This window comes from Anaerovorax sp. IOR16, assembly GCF_017168145.1.
GTDB lineage: Bacteria > Bacillota > Clostridia > Peptostreptococcales > Anaerovoracaceae > IOR16.
Map to the genome: position 1 here is coordinate 1,283,437 of NZ_JADQTL010000009.1, position 19,543 is coordinate 1,302,979.

Genomic DNA, 19,543 nt, shown 5'->3' on the forward strand with positions numbered 1-19,543 from the left:
TTCTTGCTTTTCTTTCTTGTTTCACCACAAAAAATAAGCTAAACTAAATACGTGTGCTACTCTAAATTAAAATACAATCATTTAGCGCAATCAAAAGAGAAAGGATTAACAATGACATTCATAAAACATAAACATTATAAAAGACTTACTATTTTTCTCATTTTAATGACGTTCATGACAAACGTTTCTTATGCAGCAAATGCAGCAAATATAAATCAATATGGGTTTGACTGTTTTACAAAACGTTATGAATACAAGGAAGATACCTTTTGTGACATCTCTAAGGAATGGATAAAAAAATCCCTGAAACCAAGCTATGAATTGGGGCTCATCAGCGGAAGAACCTCGGATCGCTTTGATCCAAACGGATACGTAACAATAGCGGAAGCTCTCTCAATTGCATCTCGCGTTCATGAAATTTATTATGGAGGCGACGGAATTATGAATAAGATGGGATCGAAGTGGTACGATGGTGCTATCATCTATGCCATTGACAACAATATCATAAAAGCAGGGCAATTCTCTAATTATGAGAAAAAAGCTACACGAGCAGAAGTTGCAGATCTATTTTCTCACGCATTGCCTCAAACAGCATTAAAAGCAATAAATCACATTACTGAGCTTCCGGATATTAAAGCTTCAGATTCTTATCATGCCTCAATTTTGTACCTTTATAACGCAGGCATTCTTTCAGGAAGTGATGATTTTGGAACTTTTTATCCGAATAAACAAATTACACGGGCAGAAATTGCAGTCCTTCTTACAAGAATGGTAATTCCAAGTGAGCGAAAAAAACTAAGTCTGAAAAAAAGTAATCAATCATTGAAACCTAACTACCAATCCATCAAAAGTAACGATGGTTCCTTTTCTCTATCTGTTACGTCTGATTGGATTGAAAACAAACCAAATCATTCTTCTCAGTCAAATTTAGAACTAAGTACTTACGATGGACTTTGTCAATTAGCCGCCATAACAACAAATAAAAATAATACAGCAAGCTTCGATCTTTTATCATACAATGCTTCTTGTGTACAAGAGCTATCAAAAAAAATGAGCAAAGCCTCTTTTACTCCACCAAAAAAAGCAGTTATAAATGGTAACAATGCAATCTTAACTGCGATAAAAGGAAACGTTGATAATATTTCAATGAACTATTATATAATGGCAATTGAAAATGAAACACAAATTGTATTGATTTCCACTGTGTTTCCGGATTCCATCGCAAAAGAATCGCTTCCTAAAGTGAAGATGCTCTATCAGCAGTTTGCTTTCATTGAAGAAGGTCAGTAAATTGTAAATAAAAAATTCATTTATATAGCTATTCATTAGTAAACGATATAAGATTTTAACGAAAAAGGCTGTTTCAAAAAGGATTTAATAAAATTCCTCCTGAAACAGCCTTAATTAATTCAATGTCACTTTATTTATTCTCTAACCTATCTTTCTAACAAACCTGACGAACTTCTCCGGTTTCTGGATTCATAATTAATCCATAAATCCTTACATCCTTTGGAATTAATGGATGTGTTTTGATAATTTCTACAGAACCATTTACCGCATCTTCGACATTACAAAAACCAACCAGCCATTCCTGAATGCCACCAGTTGCTCCGTCACTTCTCGCGATATCTACATCTGTAATACCATGCTCATGCATTTTTTGAATCAGATTTTCACTGTTAATATTCTGCATACCGCAATCATCGTGTCCAATTACCAATATTTCCTCTACGCCAAGCTCATAAATTGCGACAATCAAACTGTGTATTACACTTCCATATGGATGAGAAACTACGGCTCCTGCATTTTTAATCAACTTTACATCTCCGTTTTTTAACCCCAAAGCAGCAGGTAAAAGTGCCGTTAACCTCGTATCCATACATGCTAATATCGCCGTTTTTTTACTTGGATATTTATCCGTTTGATATTCCTTATACCGTTCTTCTGCAACAAATGCCTTATTATGCTCAAGCATTTCTTTTAGCATTTCATCCACACCCCCTTGTTCTTATAATTTTTAACAAGTATAATATTAAGTTGTATCATTGTCAATAAGGAGCTTATTTTGATTATATTAAACGCTACTAATCTATGTAAATCATATACAGAAAAACCACTGTTAGAAAATCTATCCTTTTATATTAATGAGGGAGATAAAATCGGTTTAATTGGTGTAAACGGCACCGGAAAATCCACACTGCTTCGAATTGTGGCAGAAATAGAGGAATCCGATTCCGGCATAATTACAAAAACGAAAGGTGTACGCATTGGATATTTACCGCAAATGCCTGTTTTTTCATGTGAAAATACTGTACTCGAACAAGTTTTAAAAAATGTGGAAGAAAACAATCGAGAATCGATGGAATACGAATGCAAGTCCATGCTATTAGAACTTGGAATGCATGAATTTGATAAACCTATGGATCAACTTTCCGGCGGAGAACGAAAACGAGTTGCAATGGCAAGTATCTTTGTCAGTCCTGTGGAGCTACTTATCTTGGACGAGCCAACAAATCATATCGACAGCGATACGGTAGAATGGTTAGAAGAATATCTCTCTAAGTTTAAAGGTGCCATTTTAATGGTTACACACGATCGTTATTTCTTAGATCGTGTGACAAACAAAATATTAGAACTTAATAATGGAACCATCTATCGTCATGAGGGCAACTATGCTTATTATCTGGAAAATAAAGCCGCAAGAGAAGAAATGGCGATTGCCTCTGAGCGAAAAAGAAAAACACTTTACCGTAGAGAATTAGAATGGATTCGAAGAGGGGCTCAAGCAAGAAGCACCAAAGCGAAATCCAGAATCGAACGATTTGAGGAATTAGAAAAGAACAAACTGATTCTCAATGAAACAAAGCTACAAATGAACTCGGTAGCTAGTCGTTTAGGAAAAAAGGTAATTGAACTAAAAAATGTATCCAAAAGCTATGGTGATAAAAATCTAATTTCCAATTTTACTTATACCATTCTACGAAATGATCGCATTGGAATTATCGGTCAAAATGGTTGTGGAAAATCTACACTTTTAAAATTAATTCAAGGCTTGATTCAACCGGACAGCGGATCTGTAGAAATTGGTGAAACAGTAAAAATTGGTTATTTTTCACAAGAAAACGAATCTTTAAATGAAGATTTACGTGTCATCGACTATATTCAAAGCATCGCGTACAACGTTATAACCGAAGACGGAACCATTACTGCATCACAGATGCTGGAGCGTTTTCTGTTTCCAAGCAGTCTTCATTCAGTTCGCATCAATCGTCTATCCGGCGGGGAAAAACGCCGTTTGTATCTACTGAGTATTTTAATGAGCGCGCCGAATGTATTACTATTTGATGAGCCAACCAATGATTTGGATATTGAAACACTTACCGTTTTAGAAGATTATCTGGATCATTTTCCAGGCGCCGTTTTGGTCGTTTCCCATGATCGATACTTTGTTGATCGCATTGCAATTCGAACCTTTGTTTATGAAGATGATGGAAAAATAGGTCATTATCCCGGCGGCTATACCGATTACATTGAGATTCGAAAGTTGGAAACTAAAGAATTAAAAGTAAAGAAAGAATCGTCAACTTCCATAAATAAAGAACAAATTCAAGATTCCTGCGAACCAAACAATAACAATAATCGGAGGAAGCTAAAATTTACATTCAATGAACAACGTGAGTTTGATACCATTGATGATGAAATTGCAGATCTAGAGAATCAAATATCCAATCTTGATGTACAAATGGCAGCAGCTGCAAGCAGCTATACAAAGCTTCAAGAACTAAATACAGAAAAGGAGCAGCTAGAAAATAAATTAGCTGAGAAAATGGATCGTTGGCTCTATCTAAACGATTTAGCAGAACAAATCAACCAGCAATCAACTTAATTAAAAAAATCAAAAAGCAGCATATACCAAGTCATTAAAGCAATATTGCTAATTAGAAAGGGGTCTTAACTTTGAAAAAAGGATATCTGTATATTGCCTTTGCAACGTTTTTATTCAGTACCATGGAAATCGCATTAAAATCAATTGCAGGTCAATTTCATCCAATTCAACTTACTTTAATCCGATTTTTTATAGGAGGTATATTCCTATTACCCTTTGCCCTTTCTACCTTGAAAAAAAAGCAAGTAAGCATTGATAAGCAAAGTATGATATACTTTGCTTTACTTGGTCTCATGGGCGTTGTTATCAGTATGACATTTTATCAATTGGCCGTAGAAAATGCAAAGGCTTCCGTTGTTGCTGTCCTTTTTAGCAGCAATCCCATTTTTGTCATGCTATTTGCCTATTTTATCCTTCATGAAGTGATCTATAAAAGAAACCTAATCTCTCTTTTCTTAGAACTTTTGGGGATTTTAGTAATTATTAATCCATTAAATACAGAAATCAGTGCTGCAGGAATTTCATTTACACTTCTTGCCACTGTTACCTTCTCACTCTATGGTGTTTTTGGAAAGAAAAAATGTCAACAATACGGTGGCGTTGTCGTTACCTGTTTTAGTTTTATTTTGGGAAGTTTTGAAATGTTTTTATTCGTAATGTTAAGTCATATAAAAACCATTTCTCTAAGCTTATCAAGCATTGGCCTTTCTGTCTTTTCTGAAATTCCATTATTATCCGGTTATACGGCAGACAATTTTTTCATAGTACTCTACATTGCCATCGGCGTAACCGGCGGCGGATATGCCTTTTATTTTCTTGCAATGGAAGCCACATCTGCAAATACAGCCTCTTTAACTTTTTTCTTTAAGCCGGTACTAGCACCCATTTTAGCTGCAATTTTTTTACACGAAATCATTCCAGTTTCAATGATTATTGGTATTTTACTGATTCTTATAGGCTCAATGGTTTCACTTTACCCAAATTTAATCGTCTCAAAAAACATTTCATCTCAAAATAATCAAGAAGAATAAACCTTTTGAAAGGAGTATTACTATGACAACGGAACGTGATTGTATTTACGAAGTACAAACCGAAGTATCTCTTTTTAATGAAAATAACATCTTAAAGCCATATGGCTATCAGATGTTATTTGAACAAATTGCAGAGCAGCATTTAAATCGCTATCATCTTAATGTCGATGAAACAATGAAATATGGTTATGCATGGGCATTGATTTCTTTGGAAATTGAACAAATAAATCCAGTTCCTCCATGTGAAACCATCTATGCACGTACATGGCATTCTCAATATAAACGTCCTTATTTTCGACGTGAAATGGAATTTAGAAATACTGCAGGTGATCTGCTTTTTCATGGTTCCAGCTTTTCCGTTCTTTTAGAAATAGAAAAGCGAACGATCTATCGAAAAAAAGAGTCTCCATTTACATCCCCTGCTCCTGAAGAACTCTTCACCATTGAAGCTTCTCCTACTTTTAAAAACCATCTATCCTTTGAAAATATTGAAGAACGAAAAGTATATCACAGCTATATCGATCCATTAGGGCATGTAAACAATTGCCGTTATGGAGAATTTGCCTATGATGCTTTTTCCAAAGAAGAAAAGAAACGACTTTCTGAAATGAAGCGCATGGAAATTTATTTTATTTCAGAGCTAAGACCTGATGATACCTTTACCATCGGCAAAGCATACGAAGACAATAAGCTTTTTATTCGCGGGCATAATAACATAAAAAATGACAATGCCTTTGACATTGTCATGTGTTTTTAAACGATTTTGCAATTGCATTAATAACGTTTTGCGTATCCGCATAACCGTAATACCTTACAAACATAACTTTTTTCTCTTTTACCGCACAGATTTGAAGACTTGCATCCGACTCATGAACAGAAAGAAAATCAAAACGTTCGTCTTCCTGATTCACAAAACGCTCCCCCTCGTATGCGAGTTCTTCCGGTCTTCCATAATAGGAAATCCATTCTTTGGCAAGTGGCACAGCAAGTATTTTAAAATGAAGATTAATCATATCGCAAGTTATACTTGGAGAATACACTCCACTTCCATCTTTCCAAATTTCGGTATTTATGATGCCACACTCTCTGCTCTCAAAGCTGCTCTTCGCAAGAAGCATCCACTTTGATTCATAATTATTATTAAAATCTACCGCACTCTTTACAAAATTTTCTTCAGTCAGTCGTTCTAATCTTTCATCCTGCTCAATTTCTGCAAGACGAACCACTGGTATTTTACTTTCTATATCAAGAGGTAACGTTGCTTCTTTTGTCTGTGTCATTTGCATGATGGGAATCAAACAGGTCATGAATGCCAGTACTGTAAAAGTTACTGCAATTCCAAAAGTAAAATATTTTCGTTTCTTCCATGGAGCATGATGATTAATCGGATATCCCGCTTTTAAATCATTTCGCAAACGTCGAATGGCAAACCAAGATAGAATGCTGGTGATTGCTATATAAACCTCTACCAATATAAGAAAAGCCTGCTGTATTGAACCCCCTTCAATTAAATGTAAAATTGGGGTTTTAGAAACGAACCAATTCAAAAAGGTCATAACAACGATCAAAGCAACCATGAGCAACACAAATAAAGTTGTATTACGCAACGTCTTTTCTAACTCTTTTATTGTATAAGCTTGCTCCTCCATATCTGTATGTAACTCCGGAGCATTCGCGTCATTTGGTGAACGATAAACACAAAATTTACCATATTTCGTTACGTATTCCCATCCATATTGTTTATAGAAATCTTTTTGTTGCTGTCCCAAAGGATCTTCAATTCCGGGAAATAAATCCACACGATACTGCATCTTCTTAGGTTCCCCTCTTTGAAAACGAGCAAACCTCACACCCATCTTTTCTAAATGAAGTCCTCGCTCTGCCAAATCCATGAACCAGCTTTCATGTTCACCAATCCGGTAATATTCATCCGGCCGTAAGCGATAAACTACGTTTCTTTTTTCATTCTTGCACATTTTCAATCTCCACCCCATCTTCTATTAATGCCTTTAAGCGCTCATATTCACGTTTTAAAGCGACTTTCCCTGCCTCAGTAATGGTATAGGTCTTTCTTCTTCCATCGTCATCAGAAAGTGAAATAAGTTCATCCTTTTGCATTCTCCCCAAAACACCATATAAGGTACCCGGTCCCATATGAACTCTTCCCTTTGAAACTTCAGTTACTGCACTCATTAATTGATATCCATGATTTGGATTCAATAAGGCGACAAGAACATAATACATAGCCTCTGTCATCGGCCCTCCTGCATATGGCATCTTCTCTCCCCCCCTTCCATATGATTTATCAATATAAAAGTGATTGTGCTACTCTTTAAATATTACGTATCACGATATTATGTATTGCGATATATTGCATAACGTAATAGTATCAATTTTAGTTTCTCTTGTCAATAATATTTTAAATTCACTATTTTTAAAATGATGAGGTTAATACCTATATAAGCTTAATCTCTAAAAATAATTAAGATAAGGAAAAAAAAATAGAGCTAACATTAGTTTGCTCTATAAATAATATTTAAGCATGAATCCATTCTGTAACTTTATCTACAAAAACAACTCCATTCAAATGATCGATCTCATGACAAAAACATTTTGCCAAATCTCCCTCACCTTCAAGAATAATAGGTTCTCCGTCTTCATTAAGAGCTTTTACCTTTACCTTTTGAGGGCGAATTAATTTACCATATTGCCCAGGAAAGCTAAGACACCCCTCTATAACCTTCTGCGTACCTTCCTCACTGATAATTTCAGGATTTACCAGCTTTAACAACCCACTACCCATATCAATTACTACAAGGCGTTTTAGAATTCCAACTTGGCTTGCAGCCAACCCGGCTCCATTCTCTGAATCATACATTGTTTCTGCCATATCATCTAAAATTTGACGAACTTTATTATTAACCTCTTCTACCGGCTTACACTTTTTTCTTAAAATCGGATCTCCATCTAAAACAATATTTCGCAGTGCCATTTAGAAACCATCCCTTTCTTTTGATTATCCACTAAAAATAAAAAACACTCTCTTTATTTTGTCACTGACTCCATACTATGTCAAGTTATACAACGATGAATCATGTTCGTGTTCTCTCTTAAAAAGGCAGCATCCCTAAATGCTCTAATAAAATTTTGATTCCCATGAGAATCAAAATAATGCCACCGAAAAGTTCTGCTTTGGACTTATATTTAATTCCAAAAATAGTACCGATTTTAACACCAATGAGAGAAAGGAATAGCGTTACTAGCCCAATTTGCAATACCGCTTCAAAAATTTGAACCTTTAAAAATGCAAATGTCACACCAACAGCCAATGCATCAATGCTTGTTGCAACTGCAAGTACTAACATGTGTGAAAAATTCATTCTATCATCAAAAACCTCGTCTTTTTTACGAGATTCCAAAATCATATTCCCACCAATTAAACTTAAAAGGACAAATGCAATCCAATGGTCTACTTGCACTATGCTGTCACTGAACTGTACACCAACATAATACCCAATTAATGGCATGAGTGCTTGAAATATAGCAAAATAAATAGCGACAATAAAAGCATTTTTCCATCGCATCCGCTGCATTGATAACCCTTTACAAACTGCAACTGCGAATGCATCCATTGATAGTCCCACTGCAATAAGAAATATTCCTGTTAAATTCATTTTTTTCTCCTAAGCATTTTATATCTCACATTTTTGACAATACCACCATATTATAAACTAAATTCTTATAGATTCCTAGATTTTTCATATAAGAACTTACAATAATAATATAAGAATCTACTTTCAATTCCTCCTTCTTCTTTCGCCGACTGCAGGATATTCTGCAGTCGGCACTTTCTTATAAAATTACGATCAAAGATTGACAGACTTTCCTAAGACTGATATCATCTCTTTGTATGAATATAAAGGGCTATGCCAATTTTTTTTATTTATGGAGAGGTATTAAAGAATGTCAGAAATGATTAGAGAAAAAAATGAAAAAGAAAAATCAGCAAAAATGGGTAAGGATGAATGGCGTGGCAAAAATTATTCCTTTTTTAATCACAAATCTTGTGAATTTTTTCCGTGTCATGAAACAAAGCATCCGGAAGAATTCAACTGTCTGTTTTGTTACTGTCCGCTTTATGCACTTGGGGAAAATTGCGGAGGAAACTTTAAATATTCCGAAAATGGTATAAAAGATTGCAGTAATTGTATGGTACCACATAAGAAGGATAATTACGGCTATATTATGAGTAAATTTAAGGAACTGGTAGAACTGACTAAAAGACAAAGCGAAAAATAATATTAAAATCATATAAAAATTATATGATTCACTATAAAAACTTTTTATTATTTCATAAGTCTGTCTTAAATTTGTACAAATAGATATATCCTCTTTGATTAATGTTAAAATGATATTAATCCAGGGGGATATTTTTAATGAAAAAAAAGAAAGCTCACAATCGGTGAGCTTTGTCTGATAAATATCATGCACGGGCATCCAGCAGATTCCCCATTGTAGGATCCAAACTTTGCTGAGGATTTGCTTGTTCCATACTTTGAATTAAGTTAAGCGCTCCCTCAGTTTCTATCTTCATTGCACGATTTAAATTTGCCATAGCAAGAGTTTGCTGCAGACTTTGTAAGTTCATAGCCATGAAAGAAGATAGCTCCATACAATCACATCCTTTTTCTGTAGTACAAATAAACATTAAATAACTTAATTTATATAAGTGTATCAGTTATATTATAGAAAAGCAATTCTTTTCCGTTTATTTTACACAATACTCCTGTAAATACGCTTCCATTCTAGCTTTCATTTCATCATTAATGTATACCTTACCATCTACCTCTGTGTTGTAAAGTGTATCAATAATTTCACGAACGGTTACAATCGGAAACGTCTTAATGCCAAATTCTTCTTCAATCTCCTGAATTGCAGTCTTATTCCCCGCACCACGTTCCATACGGTCAACTGAAATAATCAATCCTTCTATTTTAACATCTGCTGTGGACTTTAAAATTGGAAAACACTCTCTGATAGCGGTTCCTGCCGTAATGACATCTTCAATAATCAGCACTTTATCTCCATCTTGAAGCTTATATCCTACCATGGTGCCGCCCTCTCCATGATCCTTTGCCTCTTTTCGGTTAAAGCAATAATTTACATTACATTGAAATTCTGTCGCTAATGATATGGAGGTTGCTACTGCTAAAGGAATTCCCTTATATGCCGGACCAAATAAAGCAGTAATGTCTCCCGTAATTTTCCCCGTTTTTCGGTTTTCTTCAATGCATTTTGCATAAAATTGACCTAGCTTAGCAGCCTGTTCACCTGTTTTATAATTTCCAGTATTAATAAAATATGGGGTTTTTCTTCCACTTTTTGTTATAAAATCACCAAAGGTTAAAACACCGGATTTCACCATAAACTCAATAAAATTCTTTTTATAATTCATTCTTTTTCTCCCACTTAATCACAAAAGGCATTTTGTATTTGTTGAATGTTTTGAAAGCCCATTTCTTTCATATAGGTTTTTAATCCTTCTAATATATCGATTGGTGCAGTCGGATTAATCAGTGCTGCCGTTCCAATAGCTACAGCATTTGCTCCCGCCATTAGAAATTCTGCCGCATCTTCCCCGGTCATAATGCCACCTAATCCAATAATCGGAATACGAACCGCCTTACGTACCTCATACACCATACGAACAGCTACCGGTTTAACTGACGGTCCGGAAAGGCCGCCAGTTTTATTCGCAAGTACAGTCCTTCCGCGTCTTACATCTATGCGCATACCAAGCAAAGTATTAATTAAAGAAACTGCATCAGCGCCTTCCGCTTCTACTGCTTTTGCAATTTCAGATATGCTGGTTACATTTGGAGTTAATTTAATAATTATGGGTTTTTTTGTAAGTGATTTAACAGCTTTTGTAACTTCAGCTGCCATTTTTGCATCAGTACCAAATCCGATACCGCCCTCCTTTACATTTGGGCAAGAAATATTAATCTCCATCATATCTACATCCGTATCGTTTAATTTTTCTACCGTGCGGCAGTATTCTTCTAATGTATGTCCTGCCACATTTGCAATGAGCTTTGTATCATACTTTTTGATGTATGGAATCTCCTCAGAAATGAACGCTTCCACGCCTGGATTTTGAAGTCCAACTGCATTCAGCATTCCTCCATAAGTTTCGGCAATACGCGGTGTAGGATTCCCGCTCCAAGGTACATCGGAAACCCCTTTGGTTGTTACTGCTCCTAATTTACCTAAATCATAAAAAGCACTGCTTTCTTTCGCAGAAAAAGTACCGGATGCGGTTGTAATCGGATTCTTCCATTCTACGCCGGCAATTTTTACTCGAAGGTCTAAATCCTCATTTTCTATCTCTTTATTTGATGGATTGTTGTTATTTTGCATCCCAAACCACCTCGCTTCCCCAAAATACCGGTCCATCCTTACAAACCTTTTTTCGTACCTCTAAGCCGCTCTCTTTATCACGAATTGTGCAAACACATCCAACACATGCTCCATAACCGCAGCCCATCCGCTCTTCCATAGAGATTTGAATGTCTTTTTTCTGCTGTAATACAAAATTTGTTAATGCGTTCAACATCGGTTTTGGTCCGCAAGCAAAATAAGCATCTGCAGTTAACTTTTCCTGCTCCATCAAGTCTACAACATTTCCATGAAAACCAGACGTACCGGAATCGGTTGCCACATACAAATCAGCTCCGGCTTTAATCAAAGGTTTCATAAGAAATGGTTCTTCTTGAAAGCCAATTACTGCAGTTACCTTTATCCCTTTTTGGGTCAACGCATAAGTTAATTCCAACAAAGGAGGTACACCAATTCCACCGCCGATCACCAGCGCACTTTGACCTTCCTTTACAACTTCTAAATCATAGCCGTTTCCTCTTGGCATAGACATCTGCAAAAGGTCACCAAATCCATAGGTTGAAAGTTCCTCAGTCCCTTTTCCGACCATACCATAAACTAATGTCAACTTTGCTCCGTCAATCCAGCAAATACTAATTGGCCTTGGAAGCAACAACGACTCATTTTTCATATACAGATTTACAAACTGACCACATTTAGCTGAAAGAGCTGCATCTACACATTCCAATGTCATTTGATAAACATCTTTAGCTATGCATTCATTCGATAGGACTCTTGCCTCCACTCTATACTTTTCCATACTCTTCACTCCTATAACGCTCTTTCTAAATCCTGCTTCATGTTAATTACAGCTTTTCTGGAAGCTTCAGCAAATTCTGCTCCTATCGTTTCTGCATCTGCAAAGTTATCATCCTTTTGATAAGCTGCAATGATCCCCCTTGACGAATTAACTATAATCCCAAGTCCATCCTTATCAAAATACCCTTTTAAATCCGCTCCAGTGCCTCCCTGAGCACCATAACCGGGTACTAAGAAAAAGGTATGCGGCATACGCTTACGTAGAGCAATCCCCTGCTCCTTATGCGTTGCTCCAACTACTGCACCAACCTTACTATACCCCATCGTTCCCATAGCCTCTTCGCCCCACTTGGTAACAAGATCTGCGACTCTGCAATAAAGTGGCTCTCCATCAATCATGCGATCTTGCAGTTCACCACTTCCAGGATTACTTGTTTTCACCAAAATAAAGATTCCTTTGTCTTTTTTGATGCAAGGTTCCAGAAACGGCTTTATTCCATCGATGCCAAAGTAGGGATTGACTGTGATAGAGTCCTCTTTCCAAAGATCGAACGTTTCTCCTTCAATTTCTACTCCATTGATGTGTGCAGCATAGGCTTCCGCAGTGGAAGAAATATCTCCACGTTTAATATCGCCAATAATAATTAAGCCTTTTTCTTTTGCATATTCAATCGTTTCCATATAGGCGGAAATTCCATCTAGTCCATATCGTTCATACATTGCAATCTGAGGCTTAACAGCAGGAATCAAATCCCAAACTTGATCGATGATTGCCTTATTAAAAGTCAAAAACATCTGTGCAACGGCTTTTGGTGTTTTTCCATATCGTTCCAACATTTCTTCCTTTATATACTTAGGAATCATTGCATAAGATGGGTCCAGCCCCACAACCGTTGGATTTTTCGTTTCTTTTATTTTTTCTAACAAACAATCGATCATATTTTTCCTCCATGCTTTCTATATACATAATCGGAGCTGCCCCAATATAAATCTGCACTGGGACAGCTCTTCCTCTTTTCTTTATTCTAACGAGTAAATGACCTTTCCGTCAACCATTGTATAGCAAACCTGCCCAAAAACTTTTTTTCCCATGAAAGGAGTATTTCTTGATTTAGAAGCAAAAGAATCAAAATTGATTTCATATTCCTTCTCTACATCAATAATAGCTAAATCCGCCGTTTTTCCCACTTCAATCACACCACGGTCAATCCCCAGAATCTCAGCCGGCGTTTTACTCATCCTTGAAATAAGCTCCTTTGGAGAAAGGATTCCTGTTTTTACCAGGGCGGTAAAACTTAATGCAAAGCTTGTTTCCAAACCGATAATACCAAAGGGTGCTTCCTGAAACGTTTTTGCTTTTTCTTCACTATGGTGCGGTGCATGATCCGTAGCAATCACATCAATCGTTCCATCCTTTAATCCCTTAATAATTTCCAACCGATCTTCCTCAGAACGTAAAGGTGGATTCATTTTCCAATTTGGATCAGCTTTTAGCCTCTTGCTCCCGGTTTCCTGACCATTCTTAATAACATCCTTATCGGTAAGAAGAAAATAATGAGGAGCCGTTTCTGCAGTGACAGGAATTCCATAATACTTTGCCTGACGAATCAATTCAACGCTTCCTTTTGTACTAATATGGCACAAATGTAATTGGCAACCTGTATTTTTTGCTAAAAGAATATCTCGAATGGCAATGATTTCTTCCGCTTCTGAAGGAATACCAGAAAGTCCAAGAGAACGTGCCGTTTCTCCTTCATTCATCACACCACCCTTTGCCAATTCTCGATCCTCTGTATGAGAGAAAATCGGCAAATTCAAATCCTTCGCCTTTTTCATTGCCTGCATCATAATTTGAGAATCCATAACTGATTTTCCATCCTCGCTCAATGCATAAATGGAACCCGGAGCATTTTTCATAGCTTCAAAATCACTTAATTCATTTCCTTCCTGTCCTAACGTAATTGCTCCGATAGGAAGAACTGCAACACCATTTGCTTCCATTGCTTTCTTCGCAACAAAGGCAACCAATTCCGGATTGTCGATAGCAGGTTTTGTATTTGGCATTGGACAAACCGTAGTAAATCCGCCCTTCGCTGCCGCACGGCATCCACTTTCTATATCCTCTTTGTACTCAAACCCCGGTTCACGAAAATGTACATGCAAATCAATCAAACCTGGAACAACCCATTTCCCAGAGGCAGAAATTTCCTTATATTCACCATGAAAATTTCTTTCCCCCGGATTGGTAATACCTGTTATAATGCCATCCTCAATATATACATCTGCAAGCTGCTCCAGCTTATTTGCCGGACTGATTACCATCCCATTTCTTATGCACAATTTCATTTACATTGTCTCCCTTCATGCTCACAATATCATCACAATATTCACATCGGTATTCTCTGTTTTCTTCATTAATCAGATGAAAAATGTGTGGAGCATTTACTTCTACTGATGTTACGCATCTTGGATTTTTACAACGAATCACATTCGTTACTGTTTTCGGTATTTCCGGTTTTATCTTCTTTGAAATGATATGGTCTTCAATAATGTTTACTGTGCAATCGGGATCAATTAAGCCTAATACAGCCAAATCTACATCGATTACTTTATCTATTTTTATAACATCCTTTTTTCCATGCTTCTCGCTGCTCGCATTCATTAAAAAGGCTACGGAATGCTTTTCTGCATCGATGTCTAAATAATTTAAAATTTTTGCACCCTGTCCAGCTTTAATATGGTCAATAACGATTCCTTTTTCTATACTATTAATAACTACCATTCTATTCCCTCCTATTTTTTACATTTTTATTTTCTGTCCTTATGGAAACAAATATCCTTATAATTTTCTATTAAACTTCAACTCCAAGTAAGCTCATAATTAAAGCCATTCTAACATACATACCATATTTTGCTTGCTTGAAATAAAGTGCTCTCGGGTCTGAATCCACCTCAACTGCAATTTCATTCACTCTTGGCAATGGATGTAAAACCATCATATTCTCTTTTGCTAATTCCATCTTAGCTGGATCTAATATATAACTGTCCTTTAAGCGAATATAGTCTTCCTCATTAAAAAATCTTTCCTTCTGTACACGAGTCATATAAAGCATATCCAGTTCAGGAAGAACTTCTTGCATCTTTTCAACTTCTTTAAACGGTATGTTATTTTTTATTAAAATCTCTTTTCTCACATATTCTGGAATACGCAATTCTTCCGGTGAAATCAACACAAATTTTACGTTCTTATAACGAGAGAGGGCTTTAATTAAGGAATGCACCGTTCTCCCAAATTTTAAATCACCACAAAGCCCAACTGTTAAATTTTCAAAGCTTCCTTTTTCACGGTGGATCGTTAACAAGTCTGTTAAGGTTTGAGTCGGATGCATATGACCGCCATCTCCTGCATTGATTACCGGCATCTCTGTGCTCCATGCAGCTACCTTTGGCGCTCCTTCTTTTGGATGACGCATCACTGCGATATCACAATAGCAAGCTACTGTTCGAATTGTATCGGCAATGCTCTCGCCCTTTGCTACGGAACTGGAATTTGGTTCCGAAAATCCAATTACTTCGCCTCCTAAACGAAGCATCGCTGCTTCAAAACTAAATCTCGTTCTTGTGCTTGGTTCATAAAACAAAGTAGCAAGTAATCTACCATCACATGCATGTGCGTATTTCTTTGGATCTTCTATAATTCTATCCGCCAATGTAAAAATTTCATCCATTTCCTCTACTGTAAAATCCATTGGTTCTAATAAACTTCTTCCTGCTAACATATTTCTTTCTCCTTTCTCAAATAAGGCCTGTTAATTTCGTTTCCACAATATTGCGAAAAGATTGATAAGCCCATAAAAAAAAGTCTTCCAAAAAGGAAGACTTTTAATCAACAAATGAACGTATTGAAGATAAAAATAGAAAATGCGAATTGCCCGATCATGGTCGGGTAAGAAGCGCTTTTTTTGGTTTCTTTTTTACGATTATTAAATATCATAAAGCATTTCCTTTCGTTTTCTACTTAAATCTTCAATATATTATCATAAGCAGGAAAACAGGTCAAGCCTATTTTATTAAATTTTATTTTAAAAAAATATTAACTATTTTTCGATAATTCTTACTATATTATTATTTCTTTTTTTTCATATGAATATCCATCTGTGGATAAGGAATGGATATATTATGAAGATCAAATGCTAATTTTACCTGCTCTTGTAAAAAGTAAAAGACATCCCAGTAATCTTCTGTTGCACACCATACTCTCACATGAAACTGTACCGCGTTGTCTCCATGCCCTGCCACACCGATTACCGGTATAGGCTCTTTATAAATTTTCGGATTGGAATCAGCTACCACAGCTAAAATCTCCTTAACTAACGCAATATCGTCATCATATCCGACACTAAATGTACAATCAACTCGTCTCTGTAACTCTCTTGAATAATTAGTTATCGTTGAATTTGCTAATTTGCCGTTAGGAATAGTAATTACCTTATTATCAAAAGTCATTAAAGTAGTATAAAGCAAATCGATTTTTTCCACTTTCCCGGATGTTTCCATATCCTCAATAAAATCACCTTTTGAAAAAGGCTTTGTGATAATAATTAAAATTCCACCCGCAAAATTACTTAAGCTATCCTTTAATGCCAATGCAATTGCAACACCTGCCGCTCCAAGTACCGTTAAAAAGGACGTCGGCGGTACCCCTAAATAATCTAAAGTAGTAATAAGCAGTATGATCCATAATAACATTTTTAAACAATTTATAAAAAAGGTATGAAGGACTTCATCAATTTTAGTTCGTTCAATCGCTTTTTTCAAAATCTTTGTTGAAATACGAATCAAAAGATATCCAAAAAGTAATATCAACAAAGCCACTCCTATTTTTGTAACAGCTAACATTGGATCTGAAAATAACTTTTGTACAATTGTAGTAATTTCATCTTTTGTATTTGCTCCCATACTAACACCTCCAAATATTTTATTCCCACTCAAGTTCTAAACCTACACCGACTTCTTTTACTTTAATTTCTTGATGCATTGCTGCTTTTACCTCAAACGAGGTACAATGACACGGATAAAGTTCTGATATATTTTGTTTCTTTAAATAATTGATGGTTTCTTGTACCCTTTTACTGGTGCTTTCAAACAAATGAAATCCTCCAAGAACACCACAAACCTGATCCACTCCGGTCACTTTTTTTGCATATTCAATGATATTGCAAATGCCACTGTGTGAGCATCCAGTAATAATGTAAATTCCCTCTTTTCCTTGAAATACCAAAGCAGTGTCTTCGATGACAAAATCCTCTGTTTCCTCATCCATTGCTACCTTTGTCCCAATGCTATAAGGTTCTTCAAAATTGACCACTTTTGGTATTTCCCCTAAAAATGTGACATTCTTGCTTAACTTAAATGGTTCCTTCATTAATAAAAGCCGACAATGCTTTGCCGCTTCCCTTAGTGTTATTGGTATTCCAATCTCCTGACCATGTAAAAGTTTCTTATCAAAAGTAGCAGGATGCGTGACAAGCATAATCTTTTTTGTGAATTTAGAAGCTTCACGTTCCTTAAAAAATGAAGGCAATCCCTTCGTATGATCATCATGCCCGTGAGATAGTACCAAAATATCCAAATTTGAGATTGAAACACCAAGAGCGCTGGCATTTTTTAAAAAGATGTCACTGTAACCGACATCCAACATAATTTTCGTGCCTTCATCTTCTATGTAATAACATACTCCAGGCTCACCATAGTAGTATTCATCTACATAAGTATTGTTATCCAAAATAACGCAAACTTTCATTCTAACCTCTTATCCTTTCTGCAATATAATCCTTCTTTATTTTCCCATGATTACTATCGTAATGCAACAATATTTAGTATTTAAAAAAACCGAAAGAAAAGATCTTTTTCCTTCGGTTTTCTATACGATTAAATATGCAGTAAGAACAAATTAAATACTGATAAAACCTAATCCTTGCATTACATAGCTTACCAGAATTACAACCAAGCAAATCGGTGCTACGTATTTGATAATAACGATAAATAAATTTTCTCTCTTAAACTCTGAGGATACTTTTACCTCATCTGAAATCGTCTTTGTCTTAATAAAGTATCCTACAAAGATACAAGTAAAGAATGCGACAATTGGCATTAAAACACTGTTACTGATAAAATCAAAGAAATCCAGTAGAGACATACCCATAGGAGCAATGTGACTCCAAACACCAAATCCTAATGTCGAAGGCAATGCAATCGCCATAGATCCAATCAATATGATAATGGATGCCTTGATTCGTCCCCATTTTAATTTATCCTGCGCAATGGAAACAACGGTTTCCATTAAGGATATTGCAGAAGTTAATGCAGCAAACAATACCAACAAGAAGAAAATTCCTCCGATTAATGTACCCATCTTCATCGCTGCGAATACCTTTGGTAATGTGATAAACATTAGGCCTGCACCAGCATTCATTGCGGATTCATCACCACCGGAAAACGCATATACAGCCGGCACAATCATCAATCCTGCAATAAATGCAATTCCAGCATCAAACCATTCAATTTGCTTAACTGAGGATTCCAAATCTGCTTCTTTTTTCATATAAGATCCATATGTAATCATAATGCCCATTGCAAGCGACATGGAATAGAAAAGCTGTCCCAAAGCACCCAATACAGTCTTGATTGAGAATTTGGAGAAATCAGGAGTTATATAGTAAAGCAATCCATCCCATGCTCCCGGCATTGTAATACTAAATACCGCAACAATAATGGAAAGAACAACTAAAATCGGCATTAAGATTTTGCTTGCACTTTCAATTCCCTTTTCTACACCGCACATTACAACAGCAGCAGTCGCTCCCATAAAAATCAACAGCCAAATAATCGGCTGAGCCGTTTGCGTAATAAAATCTGTAAAATATCCATCCTGTGCAGCAGCACCAGCTTCTCCAGTTATAAAAGCAATAAAATATTTTACAACCCAACCACCAATTACACAATAATATGGGAATATGATAATCGGTACAAGTGACGTTAACGCACCAACAAATCCAAACCGCTTATCTAATGCACCATAAGCCTCTACAGCACTCAGCTTTGTCTTTCTTCCGATTGCAATTTCAGCAATCATTAAAGAAAAACCAAAAGTTACTAATAAAATAAAATATACAAGTAAAAATATTCCGCCGCCATACTTTGCTGCTAAGTATGGAAATCTCCAAATGTTACCTAAACCTACCGCAGAACCGGCAGCAGCTAATACAAAGCCTATTCTGCTTGAAAAATTACTTCTTTGATTTTCCACAAAAAACCCTCCTAATTTTATCCTTAAAAAAACTCGCTAATGAATTTTCATTCTAACGAGTTTTCCTTTTTATTTATCTTATTATTGCATATATTTTGTAATAATTCAACAAAAAAATTA

General features: G+C 35.9%; 21 protein-coding genes. 5 read left to right on the forward strand and 16 right to left on the reverse strand.

From position 1 onward, the window contains the following. The first annotated feature begins 111 nt into the window (after positions 1-111). A complete protein-coding gene (locus I2490_RS10130) occupies positions 112-1,290 on the forward strand; it encodes an S-layer homology domain-containing protein (protein WP_206459572.1) in 1,179 nt (392 codons plus the stop codon). 154 nt (positions 1,291-1,444) lie between these two features. Here I2490_RS10130 and I2490_RS10135 read toward each other — a convergent pair whose 3' ends face one another. Then, positions 1,445-1,987 (reverse strand): beta-class carbonic anhydrase, encoded by a 543-nt coding sequence (locus I2490_RS10135; RefSeq protein ID WP_206459573.1) that lies wholly within the window; start codon positions 1,985-1,987, stop codon positions 1,445-1,447. 78 nt (positions 1,988-2,065) lie between these two features. On the opposite strand from I2490_RS10135, the gene I2490_RS10140 reads away from it, so the two are divergent. From I2490_RS10140 to I2490_RS10150, 3 genes are all read left to right on the forward strand, one after another. Next, positions 2,066-3,886 (forward strand): ABC-F family ATP-binding cassette domain-containing protein, encoded by a 1,821-nt coding sequence (locus I2490_RS10140; protein WP_206459574.1) that lies wholly within the window; start codon positions 2,066-2,068, stop codon positions 3,884-3,886. Between the two features lie 71 nt (positions 3,887-3,957). Further along, on the forward strand, positions 3,958-4,917 hold the full coding sequence (locus I2490_RS10145) for a DMT family transporter (protein WP_206459575.1): 960 nt from the start codon (positions 3,958-3,960) through the stop codon (positions 4,915-4,917). Positions 4,918-4,939: 22 nt separating this feature from the next. Then, on the forward strand, positions 4,940-5,674 hold the full coding sequence (locus I2490_RS10150) for an acyl-ACP thioesterase domain-containing protein (protein WP_206459576.1): 735 nt from the start codon (positions 4,940-4,942) through the stop codon (positions 5,672-5,674). Here the strand turns inward: I2490_RS10150 and I2490_RS10155 are convergent. The 4 genes from I2490_RS10155 to I2490_RS10170 all read right to left on the reverse strand — a co-directional run bounded on the left by I2490_RS10155 (position 5,661) and on the right by I2490_RS10170 (position 8,591). Beyond that, a complete protein-coding gene (locus I2490_RS10155) occupies positions 5,661-6,893 on the reverse strand; it encodes a DUF2812 domain-containing protein (protein ID WP_206459577.1) in 1,233 nt (410 codons plus the stop codon). The two genes, I2490_RS10150 and I2490_RS10155, sit on opposite strands and share 14 nt — an antisense overlap. Then, entirely contained in the window at positions 6,880-7,194 is a 315-nt protein-coding gene (locus I2490_RS10160; protein WP_206459578.1) for a PadR family transcriptional regulator, read from the reverse strand. The genes I2490_RS10155 and I2490_RS10160 overlap by 14 nt, the downstream gene beginning before the upstream one ends. Before the next feature lie 259 nt (positions 7,195-7,453). After that, positions 7,454-7,909 (reverse strand): peptide deformylase, encoded by a 456-nt coding sequence (gene def / locus I2490_RS10165; RefSeq protein WP_206459579.1) that lies wholly within the window; start codon positions 7,907-7,909, stop codon positions 7,454-7,456. A gap of 118 nt (positions 7,910-8,027) precedes the next feature. Then, positions 8,028-8,591, reverse strand: a complete 564-nt coding sequence (locus I2490_RS10170) for a manganese efflux pump MntP (RefSeq protein WP_206459580.1) — start codon at positions 8,589-8,591, stop codon at positions 8,028-8,030. A 337-nt stretch (positions 8,592-8,928) separates the two neighbouring features. Here I2490_RS10170 and I2490_RS10175 point away from each other — a divergent pair, with 337 nt between their 5' ends. Beyond that, complete coding sequence (locus I2490_RS10175; RefSeq protein WP_206459722.1) at positions 8,929-9,216, forward strand: cysteine-rich small domain-containing protein; 288 nt, start codon at positions 8,929-8,931, stop codon at positions 9,214-9,216. 184 nt (positions 9,217-9,400) lie between these two features. Here I2490_RS10175 and I2490_RS10180 read toward each other — a convergent pair whose 3' ends face one another. From I2490_RS10180 to I2490_RS10230, 11 genes are all read right to left on the reverse strand, one after another. Next, entirely contained in the window at positions 9,401-9,589 is a 189-nt protein-coding gene (locus tag I2490_RS10180; protein ID WP_206459581.1) for a putative motility protein, read from the reverse strand. A 96-nt stretch (positions 9,590-9,685) separates the two neighbouring features. Beyond that, positions 9,686-10,372, reverse strand: a complete 687-nt coding sequence (gene pyrE / locus I2490_RS10185) for an orotate phosphoribosyltransferase (RefSeq protein ID WP_206459582.1) — start codon at positions 10,370-10,372, stop codon at positions 9,686-9,688. 14 nt (positions 10,373-10,386) lie between these two features. Then, a complete protein-coding gene (locus I2490_RS10190) occupies positions 10,387-11,337 on the reverse strand; it encodes a dihydroorotate dehydrogenase (RefSeq protein ID WP_206459583.1) in 951 nt (316 codons plus the stop codon). Then, on the reverse strand, positions 11,327-12,115 hold the full coding sequence (locus I2490_RS10195; RefSeq protein WP_206459584.1) for a dihydroorotate dehydrogenase electron transfer subunit: 789 nt from the start codon (positions 12,113-12,115) through the stop codon (positions 11,327-11,329). Before I2490_RS10195 ends, I2490_RS10190 begins: the two co-directional genes overlap by 11 nt. A gap of 11 nt (positions 12,116-12,126) precedes the next feature. Beyond that, positions 12,127-13,053 carry an orotidine-5'-phosphate decarboxylase gene (gene pyrF / locus I2490_RS10200; RefSeq protein ID WP_206459585.1) on the reverse strand — a complete coding sequence of 309 codons (927 nt, stop codon included), beginning with the start codon at positions 13,051-13,053 and terminating at the stop codon, positions 12,127-12,129. 81 nt (positions 13,054-13,134) lie between these two features. Beyond that, entirely contained in the window at positions 13,135-14,460 is a 1,326-nt protein-coding gene (locus tag I2490_RS10205) for a dihydroorotase (protein ID WP_206459586.1), read from the reverse strand. After that, entirely contained in the window at positions 14,414-14,896 is a 483-nt protein-coding gene (locus I2490_RS10210; RefSeq protein WP_206459587.1) for an aspartate carbamoyltransferase regulatory subunit, read from the reverse strand. Before I2490_RS10210 ends, I2490_RS10205 begins: the two co-directional genes overlap by 47 nt. A 70-nt stretch (positions 14,897-14,966) precedes the next feature. After that, positions 14,967-15,893 carry an aspartate carbamoyltransferase gene (gene pyrB / locus I2490_RS10215; RefSeq protein WP_206459588.1) on the reverse strand — a complete coding sequence of 309 codons (927 nt, stop codon included), beginning with the start codon at positions 15,891-15,893 and terminating at the stop codon, positions 14,967-14,969. Positions 15,894-16,239: 346 nt separating this feature from the next. Beyond that, a complete protein-coding gene (locus tag I2490_RS10220) occupies positions 16,240-17,073 on the reverse strand; it encodes a mechanosensitive ion channel family protein (protein ID WP_206459589.1) in 834 nt (277 codons plus the stop codon). A gap of 19 nt (positions 17,074-17,092) precedes the next feature. After that, positions 17,093-17,917 carry an MBL fold metallo-hydrolase gene (locus tag I2490_RS10225; protein ID WP_206459590.1) on the reverse strand — a complete coding sequence of 275 codons (825 nt, stop codon included), beginning with the start codon at positions 17,915-17,917 and terminating at the stop codon, positions 17,093-17,095. 150 nt (positions 17,918-18,067) lie between these two features. After that, positions 18,068-19,423, reverse strand: a complete 1,356-nt coding sequence (locus tag I2490_RS10230; RefSeq protein ID WP_206459591.1) for a sodium-dependent transporter — start codon at positions 19,421-19,423, stop codon at positions 18,068-18,070. Positions 19,424-19,543 lie beyond the last annotated feature (120 nt).